The sequence below is a fragment of the Vagococcus teuberi genome, from assembly GCF_001870205.1.
In the GTDB taxonomy this organism is placed as follows: Bacteria; Bacillota; Bacilli; order Lactobacillales; family Vagococcaceae; genus Vagococcus; species Vagococcus teuberi.
Genome location: NZ_CP017267.1, coordinates 2,107,395 through 2,119,592, shown reverse-complemented (window position 1 = coordinate 2,119,592; position 12,198 = coordinate 2,107,395). Strand labels below are relative to the sequence as shown.

The following is a 12,198-nucleotide window of genomic DNA, read 5'->3' as shown; positions in this document are numbered from 1 at the left end:
GGCGAACTACGTGGCTAAAAAATCAATGATTGCTAAAAATAAACGCCCAGCAAAATTCTCAACTCAAGAATATACTCGTTGTGAACGTTGTGGACGTCCACATTCAGTTTATCGCAAATTTAAACTTTGCCGTATTTGCTTCCGTGAACTTGCCTATAAAGGACAAATTCCCGGCGTGAAGAAAGCAAGCTGGTAAAAAAAGTAAACCGCAAAAGGAGGTAAAGGACTCAATGGTGATGACAGATCCAATTGCAGACTTCTTAACGCGTATTCGTAATGCGAATATCGTAAAACACGAATCATTAGAAGTGCCTGCATCAACAATCAAACTTGAAATCGCAAAAATCTTACAACGTGAAGGTTTTGTGCGTGAAGTAGAATTCATCGAAGATGACAAACAAGGAATCATCCGTGTTTTCTTAAAATATGGTAAAAACGACGAACGCGTTATTACTAACTTAAAACGTATCTCTAAACCAGGTTTACGTGTTTATGTAAAAGCTGATGAAGTACCTAAAGTATTAAATGGTTTAGGTATAGCTATTATCTCAACTTCAGAAGGTATCTTAACTGATAAAGAAGCAAGAGAGCGTAACACTGGTGGAGAAGTACTAGCATACGTTTGGTAAAAAATTATTAATCAAGGAGGTGGCCTAGAGTGAGTCGTATCGGAAATAAACCAGTCGTAGTTCCTGCAGGTGTTACAATAACACAATCAGGAAACACTGTTACGGTTAAAGGTCCAAAAGGTGAATTAACTCGTGAGTTTTCACCAAATATTACGTTAAACATTTCAGAAGGTGAAGTTGTCTTAACTCGTCCTGATGATACTAAAGAAAACAAAACCTTACATGGTACAATGCGTGCTAACTTAAACAACATGGTTGTTGGTGTTAGTGAAGGGTTTGAAAAAGCTCTTGAACTAATCGGGGTTGGTTACCGTGCTCAATTACAAGGGAAAAAGCTTGTATTAAACGTTGGATATTCTCATCCAGTTGAGTTTGAAACGCCAGAAGGTATCACAATTGAAGTTCCTTCAAACACACAAATCGTTGTAAAAGGGTCTAACAAAGAAGTTGTTGGAGAATTTTCAGCGAACATTCGTGGAGTACGTCCTCCTGAGCCTTACAAAGGTAAAGGTATTCGCTATGTTGGCGAACATGTAAGACGTAAAGAAGGTAAAACTGGTAAATAACAAATAAATTAATGAGGTGACAAGTGTGATTTCAAAACCAGATAAAAATAAAGTACGCCAAAAGAGACATCGCCGCGTACGTAGTAAAATCTCTGGTACTGCCGAGTGCCCACGCTTGAACGTATTCCGTTCTAACAAAAACATCTACGCTCAATTAATTGATGACGTAGCGGGTGTGACACTTGCAAGTGCCTCTACTGTTGATAAAGATATCGCAGGAGAAAACAAAACTGAAGCAGCTACAGCTGTAGGAGCTTCAATTGCTAAAAAAGCAACAGAAAAAGGTATTAAAGAAGTAGTCTTTGACCGTGGTGGATACCTTTACCATGGACGTGTAGCTGCATTAGCTGAAGCAGCACGTGAAAATGGACTAGAATTTTAGGAAAAGGAGGAACACCATTCATGGCTAATTTAGATGCTAGACAATTCGACTTAGAAGACCGCGTAGTAGCTATTAACCGCGTATCTAAAGTTGTTAAAGGTGGACGTCGTCTACGCTTTGCTGCTTTAGTAGTAGTTGGAGATAGAAATGGTCACGTTGGATTTGGTACTGGTAAAGCTCAAGAAGTACCTGAAGCAATTCGTAAAGCAGTAGAAGATGCTAAGAAAAACTTAATCGAAGTACCAATGGTAGGCTCAACAATTCCTCACGAAGTGATTGGATCATTCTGTGGTGGACGTATCCTTATGAAACCTGCTGTTGCCGGTTCTGGGGTTGCAGCTGGTGGACCAGTGCGTGCCGTCCTTGAGTTAGCGGGTATTTCTGATATTACAAGTAAATCATTAGGATCAAACACACCTGTCAACGTTGTTCGCGCAACTGTTGAAGGTTTAAGTAGACTAAAACGTGCAGAAGAAGTGGCTGAACTTAGAGGCATTTCTGTTGACGAACTAATCGGATAAGGGGGACTAAAAATGAGCGAATTAAAAATTACGTTAAAGCGTAGTGTCATTGGACGTCCTCAAAACCAACGTGATACAGTGAAAGCTTTAGGCTTGAAAAAAACTAATTCTACAGTCGTGAAACCTAACAATGAAGCGATTAAAGGAATGGTTAACACTATATCACATTTAGTGGACGTTGAAGAAATTTAATTATGATTTGTAGGTAGACTATTTTAAGGAGGTGCCGAATATATGAAACTTCATGAGTTACATCCGGCAGAAGGATCAAGACATGTACGTAATCGTGTTGGTCGTGGTTCATCATCTGGTAATGGTAAAACATCAGGTCGTGGACAAAAAGGTCAAAAATCACGTTCAGGTGGTGGTGTACGCTTAGGGTTTGAAGGGGATCGCTTACAACGTGGATTGTTATGCTAATCATCAAATGATAAGTCAGATACAACATCGTGTTACGCTTAGGGTTTGAAGGGGGACAAACTCCTTTATTCCGACGTTTACCAAAACGTGGATTTACTAACATCAATCGTAAAGATTATGCAGTTATCAACCTAGACGTGTTAAATCGTTTTGAAGATGGTACTGAAGTAACACCAACTACTTTAATTGAAGCAGGAATCGTTAAAAACGAAAAATCAGGAATCAAAGTTTTAGGTAATGGTGAATTAACTAAAAAATTAACTGTAAAAGCAGCTAAATTCTCTGAATCTGCAAAATCTGCAATTGAAGCGGCTGGTGGGTCAGCTGAGGTGATCTAATGTTTAAGCTGTTGAAGGATTCGTTTAAGATAAAAAATATTCGTAATAAAATATTTTTTACACTTTTCATTCTCTTCGCGTTTAGAGTTGGAGCACATATTACAGTACCTGGTGTTGATGCAAAAGCATTATCAAGTCTGAATGACTTAGCATTGATGGCGATGTTCAACACAGTCAGTGGTAATGCCATGGAGAGATTCTCATTGTTCGCAATGGGGGTGTCGCCATACATTACTGCGTCTATTATTGTTCAATTACTTCAGATGGATATTGTGCCGAAATTTGTTGAGTGGTCAAAACAAGGTGAGGTAGGTCGTCGTAAATTGAATCAAGCCACGCGTTATATTACGTTGGTTTTAGGTTTTGTTCAATCGATTGCTATCACAGCAGGTTTTAACATGTATTCAAATGCCGGATTAGTGAAAAGTCCAAGTATATTTACTTATGTAAGTATCGGAATTATCTTAACAGCTGGTACCATGTTAGTTACTTGGATGGGGGAGCAAATATCTGAAAAAGGAATTGGAAATGGTGTCTCAATGATTATCTTTGCTGGAATTATTGCAAGGTTCCCTTCTAGCATTAAAGAAATCTATGTAGACTATTTTGTCAATATTGATAAATCTGATATATGGAAATCTGTACTTTTCATGGTTGCTTTGGTTATTGCTATTCTTTTAGTAGTAGTTATGGTAACTTATGTGCAACAAGCAGAAAGAAAGATACCAATTCAATATACAAAACGTGTAGCTGGCGCACCACAAAGTAGTTATTTACCATTAAAAGTAAATGCAGCAGGGGTTATTCCTGTAATCTTTGCCAGCTCAATTATTGCAACACCACAAGCCGTGCTTACAGCGTTGAAAACTTCTCAAGGTGGAAAAGCTTGGTATGAGGTTGCAACTACATTGTTTAATTATTCAACTATCCCAGGTGGAATACTTTATACAATTATGATTGTTGCTTTTACATTCTTCTATGCCTTTGTTCAGGTTAATCCTGAGAAAGTAGCTGAGAATTTGCAGAAGCAAGGAAGTTATATTCCAAGTGTACGACCTGGCCAAGAAACAGAAAAATTCATTTCGTCTTTATTAATGAGATTAAGTGTTGTTGGATCTGTCTTCTTAGGATTAGTGGCAATTCTACCAATTATTGCACAAAATATTTGGGGCTTACCTCAATCAATTGGATTGGGAGGAACAAGTTTACTGATTGTCATTAGTGTGGCTCTTGAAACGAATAAACAACTTGAAGGGTTATTGTTGAAGCGTCAGTACACTGGTTTTATCAGAGAGTAAGAGTGTGTGTTGAGGTTTTACCTCAGCACTTTTCTCGAACTTAAGGAGGAAAACAAATGAATCTCATCCTAATGGGGTTGCCAGGAGCAGGTAAAGGTACTCAAGCGGAAAGAATCGTCGATGTTTATGAAATCCCACATATTTCTACTGGAGATATGTTCCGTGAAGCAATGAAGAATGAAACGCCTCTTGGTAAAGAAGCAAAATCTTATATCGATAAAGGCGAATTAGTTCCGGATTCTGTGACAAACGGAATTGTAAAAGATCGTTTATCACAAGCTGATACAGAAAAAGGATTTTTATTAGATGGATTTCCTCGTACACTAGCTCAAGCAGAAGAATTAGATACAATTTTAGAGGAGTTAGGTAAAAAGGTAGATGATGTTCTAAACATCCATGTAGCAGAAGATGTATTAGTTGACCGTCTTGCTGGTCGTATCATTTGTAGAAGTTGTGGCGCAACTTATCACAAAACAAACAATCCACCCAAAGTGGAAGGTACTTGTGATCGTTGTGGTAGTCATGATTTTTATCAAAGAGAAGATGACAAGCCTGAGACAGTTAAGAATCGTCTAGAAGTAAATATCAAAAATAGCGAACCAATCTTAGCGTATTATGAAGACAAAGGTGTGTTACATACCATTGATGGTGATCGCGATATTGATGCTGTTTTTGAAGATGTGAAATCAATCATAGATAAAGCCAATTAGAAAGCTCATCTAGTTATCTATTCTATGTCACTTACTATTTCTTACCCGCATTTTTTTCATTGAATTGATGTAGGTATCTTTTCTTTATATAGCATTTATGCTATAATACAAAAGTTGAAAAGAAATAGGTGTGAGTACTATTTTGTCAATTGTCAGATGCAAACACTGTATAAGGAGGTACTAGTTGTGGCGAAAGAAGATATGATTGAAATCGAAGGTACAGTCGTCGAAACTTTGCCGAATGCAATGTTTAAAGTTGAATTAGAAAATGGCCACGTTATTTTGGCTCACGTATCAGGAAAGATTAGAATGCATTATATTCGTATATTACCTGGTGACAAAGTAACTGTTGAGTTATCTCCATATGATTTAACTCGTGGTCGTATTACTTATCGCTTTAAATAATTGTACTCCGTAAAATTCAAGGAGGTATAATCATGAAAGTAAGACCATCAGTAAAACCAATTTGTGAAAAATGCAAAATAATTCGTCGTAAAGGTCGAGTTATGGTTATCTGTGAAAACCCAAAACATAAACAACGTCAAGGATAAAGGAGGTGTAACGAATAATGGCTCGTATTGCAGGTGTAGATATTCCTCGTGATAAACGTGTTGTTATTTCGCTTACTTATATTTACGGTATTGGAAAGAAAACTTCTCAAGAAATCTTAAAAGAAGCAGGAGTTTCTGAAGATATTCGTGTGCGCGATTTAACTAACGAACAAACTGATAGCATCCGTGCTGCAGTAGATAAATTAAAAGTAGAAGGTGACTTACGTCGTGAAGTGAACTTAAACATCAAACGTTTGATGGAAATTGGTTCATACAGAGGTATGCGTCATCGTCGTGGTTTGCCAACTCGTGGTCAAAACACAAAAAACAATGCTCGTACTAGAAAAGGACCAGCTCGTTCAATCGCTGGTAAGAAAAAATAAGATTAGAGTGAAGGAGGTTTAAAGCTTCATGGTAGCAAAAAAAGTTTCAAGAAAACGCCGAGTGAAAAAAAATATTGAAGCAGGTGTGGCACATATCCACTCTACTTTCAATAATACAATCGTAATGTTAACTGACGTACATGGAAATGCCATTGCATGGTCATCTGCAGGTTCATTAGGATTTAAAGGTAGTAAAAAAGCAACTCCATTCGCAGCTCAAATGGCAGCTGAAACTGCAGCAAAAGCAGCTATGGAACATGGCTTGAAAACTGTTGACGTAACTGTAAAAGGACCTGGTTCTGGTCGTGAAGCAGCTATTCGTTCATTACAAGCAACAGGATTAGAAGTGACAGCAATTCGTGACGTTACTCCAGTTCCACATAATGGATGTCGCCCTCCAAAACGCCGTCGTGTTTAGTGAGAGTTTATTCATTGGATAGGAATTATAGCGACATTGAACAAGACACTTTCGTTTTGAAAGGGGTATAGACAAGAATGATTGAATTTGAGAAACCAAGAATCACAAAGATCGATGAAGATAGAGATTATGGCAAGTTCGTCATCGAACCACTTGAAAGAGGATATGGAACGACTTTAGGGAACTCCCTACGCCGTATTTTATTATCGTCTCTACCAGGGGCTGCCATCACTAATTTACAAATCGATGGTGTGTTGCATGAATTTTCAACTGTCAAAGGTGTACGTGAGGATGTCACTCAAATTATTCTAAATATCAAGGGACTAGCTTTAAAGCTTTATGCTGATGAAGAAAAGACACTTGAGATTGATATAACTGGCCCAGCTGACGTGACTGCTGGAGATATTCTTACTGACAGTGATGTTGAAATTATGAATAAAGATTTATTCATTTGTAGCGTTGCTGAAGGTGCAACTTTCCGTGCAAGTTTAACTGTTAAGCCAGGACGTGGTTATGTCCAAGCTGAAGAAAATAAGAGTGAAGATATGCCAATTGGTGTATTACCAGTGGATTCTATCTACACGCCAGTTAACCGTGTTAACTACCAGGTAGAAAACACACGTGTTGGGCGTCGTGATGATTATGACAAATTAACTTTAGATGTCTGGACAGATGGATCTATCGCTCCACAAGAAGCTATCAGTTTATCTGCTAAAATCTTGACTGAGCATTTAGATATTTTTGTTAACTTGACTGATGAAGCGAAAAATGCCGAAATCATGATCGAAAAAGAAGAAACACAAAAAGAAAAAATGTTAGAAACAACAATCGAAGAGCTTGATTTATCGGTTCGTTCTTATAACTGTTTGAAACGCGCAGGCATTAACACATTACAAGAATTAACAAATAAATCAGAAGCCGAAATGATTAAGGTTCGTAACTTAGGACGTAAATCACTTGAAGAAGTTAAAGCTAAATTAGCAGATCTTTCTTTAGGATTACGCCAAGAGGACTAATCTAAACCGATTAAAGGAGGGAACACGACGTGAGTTATCGTAAATTAGGTCGCACAAGCAGCCAACGAAAAGCAATGTTACGTGATTTAACAACTGATTTAATTATCAATGAACGCATTGAGACAACTGAAGCTCGTGCAAAAGAAATCCGTTCAACAACTGAAAAAATGATTACTTTAGGTAAACGTGGGGATCTTCATGCTCGTCGTCAAGCTGCAGCATTCGTAAGAAACGAATACTTAGAAGCTCGTTTAGACGAAAAAGAAGAAACTATCATTGAAGAAAGTGCTTTACAAAAATTATTCAATGACTTAGGACCTCGTTATGCTGACCGTCAAGGTGGTTACACACGTATCCTTAAAAAAGGACAACGCCGTGGAGACGCAGCACCAATGGTTATCATTGAACTTGTTTAATTTTGATAATTGCATCACTTTATAGATGATCTTTTTAGAGTGTTATGATGTTGGAGAGTAATCTCCGAGTCTAGCTCGGTGCAGTCCTCTGTCTCTTGTGATAGAGGACTTGCGCTCATCATATAAAGTGCTTTTTTTATATCATCATTTATGATAAATGGTTATTATACATAAAAATGTTTCTTTGTATCCTCAAGTTGTTGAGTTTAGAAAGAAGCATTTTTTAAAAACTAAAATGACGTTATTTAAGGAAGGCAGTAAAATGAAAAATCCCTTAATTGAATTAAATAATATATCTTTCCAATATTATGGACAGGAACATAAAGCATTAAATGATGTATCGCTAAAGATTTATCAAGGTGAGTGGGTTGCTTTAATTGGTCACAACGGATCGGGGAAATCAACACTAGCTAAAACCATTAATGGATTGATTACGCCTGAGTCTGGTGAGATAAAAGTGAACGGAGAAATACTAACGGAAGAAAATATTTGGGATATCCGAAAAACGGTTGGAATGGTATTTCAAAATCCTGACAATCAATTTGTTGGTTCAACTGTTGAAGATGATGTTGCCTTTGGTTTAGAAAATCAGGGAGTACCTCGCGATGAAATGATTGTAAGGGTCAACAATGCACTTGAGAGAGTTCGTATGTCTGACTTTAAGATAAAAGAGCCTGCTAGGTTATCTGGTGGTCAAAAACAACGTGTGGCCATTGCTGGAGTCATTGCGCTAGCACCTGATGTGATTATTTTAGATGAGGCAACGTCTATGCTTGATCCACAAGGTAGACAAGATGTTATTGAAACTATTCGTGCATTGAAAGAAGAAACGAATCTGACAGTTATTTCGATTACACATGATATAGATGAAGCAGCGTATGCTAATCGTGTACTAGTCATGCAAGAAGGACAAATTATTCACGAGGGGATACCTAAAGAAATTTTTTCTCATGGAGAGGCATTGATAGGTATGGGACTAGACGTTCCATTTCCGGAAAAATTAAAAGCTTCATTACGTAAAAAAGGCATTGAGGTACCCAAAGAGTATTTGACGAGGGAAGGAATGGTGGAATGGCTATGGACATACGGTTTGAGAAAGTAGATTTTACGTATCAGCCTAATAGCCCATTTGAACAACGCGTTTTGTTTGATATTAATTTAGACATTCCAAGCAATAGTTATAGCGCGATTGTTGGTCATACAGGAAGTGGCAAATCAACGTTACTACAACATCTGAATGCGTTACTGAAACCAACAAGTGGGAAAGTGATTATCGGCGACAGAGAAATTACACCTGAAACAAGTAATAAAAACTTGAAACCAATCCGTAAAAAAGTTGGGATTGTGTTCCAATTTCCTGAATCACAATTATTTGATGAAACAGTCGCATTAGATATAGCTTTTGGGCCAAAGAATTTTGGTGTATCTGAAAAAGAAAGTGCTCGTTTAGCTAGTGAAATGTTAAAACTTGTTGGTCTTGATGATAGTTACCTTGAGCGCTCACCATTTGACCTTTCAGGAGGACAAATGCGTCGTGTGGCGATAGCTGGTGTATTGGCTATGGAACCTGAAGTATTGATTTTAGACGAACCAACAGCTGGCCTTGATCCTAAGGGTAGAAAAGACATGATGGATATGTTTTATCGTCTACATAAGGAAAGAGGGATTGGCATTATCTTAGTGACGCATTTAATGGATGATGTGGCTGAGTATGCTGATTTTATGGTGGTTGTTGAAAAAGGAAAAATCCAGAAACAAGGACATCCACGTGATATTTTCAATGATGTAGAGTGGTTACGTGAGAAACAGTTAGGTGTTCCGACAGCGACAGAGTTTGCTTTTGATTTAATGGCAAAGGGCATGGAATTTAGTCGCTTGCCACTAACCGCAGAAGAATTATCTGACGAGCTTTTACCGATTCTTGAAAAAAGGCAGGTACTCTCAGATGATGAATAAATTGATTTTAGGTCGTTATATACCGGGAGATTCTGTCGTACATCGTATGGATCCTCGTGCCAAATTAATCGCTAGTTTTTACTTTATTGGGATTATCTTTATTTGTAATAACTTTTTATCATTTGGTGTGATGTTTGCTTTCACGCTATTTTGTATTTGGTTATCAAAGATTAAACTAAGTTTCTTCCTTAAAGGAGTGAAACCATTAATTTGGTTGATTTTATTTACAGTGGGACTCCAGGTACTCTTTACGCGTGGGGGACATGTGTACTTTGAGTGGGGTTGGATAAGCATTAGCCAATTCGGTTTGGTCAATGGGTTCTTTATCTTTACACGTTTTGTGTTGATTATTTTTATGTCGACACTTTTAACGCTAACCACACCCCCATTATCACTTTCAGATGCGATTGAGTATTTGCTTAGACCGTTGGAAAAAGTAAAATTTCCAGCGCATGAAATTTCATTGATGTTATCTATTGCGTTGCGTTTTGTGCCAACGTTGATGGATGAAACAGAAAAAATCATGAATGCGCAACGTGCTCGTGGGGTTGATTTTGGCGAAGGAAACTTAATGGATAAGATGAAAGCTATTGTGCCACTTCTGATTCCGTTATTTGTAAGTAGTTTTAACCGAGCTGAAGAATTAGCGATTGCGATGGAAGCACGTGGTTATCGTGGTGGCGAAGGCCGTACGAAATATCGTGTTCTAAACTGGAATAAAACCGATACACTAGCTATGTTGTCCTTTGTCGTATTGACGATTGTACTGGTACTAGTTAGAAATTAAGACATTAAAAGCGAGGACTTGTGCCTCGTTTTTTCATTGGAAAAAATAAAGGAGATAAAGTGAATGACAAGATATAAAGCCATTATTAGTTATGATGGAACAAACTATGCGGGATTTCAGATTCAACCTAATGCTGTGACCATCCAAGAGGTCATAGAAGCCACTCTAAAGCGATTAAACAGTGGAAAGCCTGTGACAATCCATCCGTCTGGTAGAACGGACTCAGGGGTTCATGCAGTCGGTCAGGTGATCCATTTTGATTTGCCACAAAAACGAGACGTTGAAAAATTACGTTTCGCTTTAGATACTCAAACACCTGAGGATATTAGTATTTTATCGATTGAAGAAGTAACGGAAGATTTTCATGCGAGATACTTGGCGACAGGTAAAGAATATCACTATCATGTCGATACAGGTAAATCTCCCAATCCATTTAAACGATTGTACGCAGCCCATTTCCGCTATGAGCTTGATTTAGAGTCTATGAGGCGTGCCGCACGTTTTATTGAAGGAGAACATGACTTTAGTGTATTTTGTGCGACAGGAAGTTCTGTGGAAGATAAGACACGAACTGTTTACAGTGTGACAATAGAAGAAGTTGGCGAAGATGAATTATTATTTATTTTTAAGGGAAATGGATTTTTATATAAAATGGTGCGCATGCTTGTTGGGACGTTATTAAAAATAGGAAATGGACAACTGCCAGAAGACGCTATACAACGTGCCCTAGCGAACCAAGACAAGAAAATGACAGGACCAACTGCTCAACCTGAGGGGTTATTTTTAATGAAAGTCGATTATAACGGCGAGAAAAAGTGTCATAAATAATGTGAATTTTGTTGACATATCAACAAAATAAGGATAATATGGTTAGTGGTATTGTTTGCCCCACGATGAGCCCCGGAAACTTATTGTGTTATGTCAAACAACAGAAGAAAATTGGAGGAAAAACACCCATGCGTACAACATATATGGCCAAAAATGGCGAAGTAGATCGTAAATGGTATGTAGTGGATGCAACAGATGTTCCTTTAGGACGTCTATCAACAGTTGTAGCATCTATCTTACGTGGAAAAAATAAACCAACATTCACACCACATGTGGATACTGGTGATTATGTAATTGTAATTAATGCTGATAAAGTAAAATTAACTGGTAAAAAAGCAACTGACAAAGTATATTACCGTCACAGCCAACATCCAGGTGGTTTGAAATCTATCACTGCTGGTGAACTACGTGATAAAAACTCTCGTCGTTTAGTTGAAAATTCTATCAAAGGTATGTTACCAAAGAATACTTTAGGACGTAAACAATGGTCTAAATTATTCGTTTATGGTGGAAGCGAACATCAACAACAAGCTCAAAAACCAGAAGTATTAGACATTACAAACCTAATTTAAGGAGGAAAATAGATTGGCTAAAGTACAATATATCGGCACAGGCCGTCGTAAAAAATCTGTTGCTCGCGTACGCTTAGTACCTGGAACAGGTAAAGTAGTTATGAACAACAAAGACATCGAAGAATATATTCCACATGCTGATTTACGTGAAGTAATTATGCAACCTCTTGTTTTAACTGAAACAAAAGGCGCATATGACGTTTTCGTAAACGTTAATGGTGGTGGATATGCAGGACAATCTGGCGCAACTCGTCATGGTATTGCTCGTGCATTATTACAAGTAGATCCTGACTTCCGTGGAGCTCTTAAACGTGAAGGATTATTAACACGTGACGCTCGTATGGTAGAACGTAAAAAACCAGGTCTTAAAAAAGCTCGTAAAGCTTCTCAATTCTCAAAACGTTAAT

At 37.8% G+C, this 12,198-nt stretch carries 20 protein-coding genes and 1 pseudogene; all 21 read left to right on the top strand.

Annotated features, from left to right (window positions below; translation table 11 throughout):
* The first annotated feature begins 10 nt into the window (after positions 1–10).
* The 21 genes and pseudogenes from BHY08_RS10170 to rpsI all read left to right on the top strand — a co-directional run bounded on the left by BHY08_RS10170 (position 11) and on the right by rpsI (position 12,197).
* The gene (locus tag BHY08_RS10170) at positions 11–196 is read left to right on the top strand and encodes a type Z 30S ribosomal protein S14 (protein WP_016184192.1); all 186 of its coding nucleotides are present in this window, start codon (positions 11–13) and stop codon (positions 194–196) included.
* Positions 197–230: 34 nt separating this feature from the next.
* Positions 231–629: a 30S ribosomal protein S8 gene (gene rpsH / locus BHY08_RS10165; protein ID WP_071457753.1), complete on the top strand. Its 399-nt coding sequence runs from the start codon at positions 231–233 to the stop codon at positions 627–629.
* A gap of 29 nt (positions 630–658) precedes the next feature.
* Positions 659–1,195, top strand: coding sequence for a 50S ribosomal protein L6 (rplF, locus tag BHY08_RS10160; RefSeq protein WP_071457752.1), 537 nt, complete (start codon positions 659–661; stop codon positions 1,193–1,195).
* A gap of 25 nt (positions 1,196–1,220) precedes the next feature.
* Entirely contained in the window at positions 1,221–1,577 is a 357-nt protein-coding gene (gene rplR / locus BHY08_RS10155) for a 50S ribosomal protein L18 (RefSeq protein WP_071457751.1), read from the top strand.
* Positions 1,578–1,597: 20 nt separating this feature from the next.
* Positions 1,598–2,098, top strand: coding sequence for a 30S ribosomal protein S5 (gene rpsE, locus BHY08_RS10150; protein WP_071457750.1), 501 nt, complete (start codon positions 1,598–1,600; stop codon positions 2,096–2,098).
* 12 nt (positions 2,099–2,110) lie between these two features.
* A complete protein-coding gene (rpmD, locus tag BHY08_RS10145) occupies positions 2,111–2,290 on the top strand; it encodes a 50S ribosomal protein L30 (RefSeq protein WP_071457749.1) in 180 nt (59 codons plus the stop codon).
* A gap of 42 nt (positions 2,291–2,332) precedes the next feature.
* Positions 2,333–2,856 (top strand): annotated as a pseudogene (rplO, locus tag BHY08_RS10140) (50S ribosomal protein L15).
* Entirely contained in the window at positions 2,856–4,154 is a 1,299-nt protein-coding gene (gene secY, locus BHY08_RS10135; protein WP_071457747.1) for a preprotein translocase subunit SecY, read from the top strand. Before rplO ends, secY begins: the two are co-directional and overlap by 1 nt.
* 56 nt (positions 4,155–4,210) lie before the next feature.
* Positions 4,211–4,864, top strand: a complete 654-nt coding sequence (locus BHY08_RS10130; protein ID WP_071457746.1) for an adenylate kinase — start codon at positions 4,211–4,213, stop codon at positions 4,862–4,864.
* 186 nt (positions 4,865–5,050) lie between these two features.
* Positions 5,051–5,269, top strand: coding sequence for a translation initiation factor IF-1 (gene infA / locus BHY08_RS10125; protein ID WP_071457745.1), 219 nt, complete (start codon positions 5,051–5,053; stop codon positions 5,267–5,269).
* 32 nt (positions 5,270–5,301) lie between these two features.
* On the top strand, positions 5,302–5,415 hold the full coding sequence (gene rpmJ, locus BHY08_RS10120) for a 50S ribosomal protein L36 (RefSeq protein WP_071457744.1): 114 nt from the start codon (positions 5,302–5,304) through the stop codon (positions 5,413–5,415).
* 17 nt (positions 5,416–5,432) lie between these two features.
* On the top strand, positions 5,433–5,798 hold the full coding sequence (gene rpsM, locus BHY08_RS10115; RefSeq protein ID WP_071457743.1) for a 30S ribosomal protein S13: 366 nt from the start codon (positions 5,433–5,435) through the stop codon (positions 5,796–5,798).
* A gap of 28 nt (positions 5,799–5,826) precedes the next feature.
* Positions 5,827–6,216, top strand: coding sequence for a 30S ribosomal protein S11 (rpsK, locus tag BHY08_RS10110; RefSeq protein WP_071457742.1), 390 nt, complete (start codon positions 5,827–5,829; stop codon positions 6,214–6,216).
* A gap of 77 nt (positions 6,217–6,293) precedes the next feature.
* On the top strand, positions 6,294–7,232 hold the full coding sequence (locus BHY08_RS10105; protein ID WP_071457741.1) for a DNA-directed RNA polymerase subunit alpha: 939 nt from the start codon (positions 6,294–6,296) through the stop codon (positions 7,230–7,232).
* A gap of 29 nt (positions 7,233–7,261) precedes the next feature.
* Complete coding sequence (gene rplQ, locus BHY08_RS10100; RefSeq protein WP_071457740.1) at positions 7,262–7,648, top strand: 50S ribosomal protein L17; 387 nt, start codon at positions 7,262–7,264, stop codon at positions 7,646–7,648.
* A gap of 262 nt (positions 7,649–7,910) precedes the next feature.
* Entirely contained in the window at positions 7,911–8,750 is an 840-nt protein-coding gene (locus BHY08_RS10095) for an energy-coupling factor ABC transporter ATP-binding protein (protein ID WP_071457739.1), read from the top strand.
* The gene (locus BHY08_RS10090) at positions 8,726–9,604 is read left to right on the top strand and encodes an energy-coupling factor ABC transporter ATP-binding protein (RefSeq protein WP_071457738.1); all 879 of its coding nucleotides are present in this window, start codon (positions 8,726–8,728) and stop codon (positions 9,602–9,604) included. Before BHY08_RS10095 ends, BHY08_RS10090 begins: the two co-directional genes overlap by 25 nt.
* Positions 9,594–10,391, top strand: coding sequence for an energy-coupling factor transporter transmembrane component T family protein (locus BHY08_RS10085; RefSeq protein WP_071457737.1), 798 nt, complete (start codon positions 9,594–9,596; stop codon positions 10,389–10,391). Before BHY08_RS10090 ends, BHY08_RS10085 begins: the two co-directional genes overlap by 11 nt.
* A 63-nt stretch (positions 10,392–10,454) precedes the next feature.
* The gene (truA, locus tag BHY08_RS10080) at positions 10,455–11,219 is read left to right on the top strand and encodes a tRNA pseudouridine(38-40) synthase TruA (protein ID WP_071457736.1); all 765 of its coding nucleotides are present in this window, start codon (positions 10,455–10,457) and stop codon (positions 11,217–11,219) included.
* A gap of 128 nt (positions 11,220–11,347) precedes the next feature.
* On the top strand, positions 11,348–11,791 hold the full coding sequence (rplM, locus tag BHY08_RS10075) for a 50S ribosomal protein L13 (protein ID WP_071457735.1): 444 nt from the start codon (positions 11,348–11,350) through the stop codon (positions 11,789–11,791).
* Between the two features lie 13 nt (positions 11,792–11,804).
* Entirely contained in the window at positions 11,805–12,197 is a 393-nt protein-coding gene (gene rpsI, locus BHY08_RS10070) for a 30S ribosomal protein S9 (protein ID WP_071457734.1), read from the top strand.
* Position 12,198 lies beyond the last annotated feature (1 nt).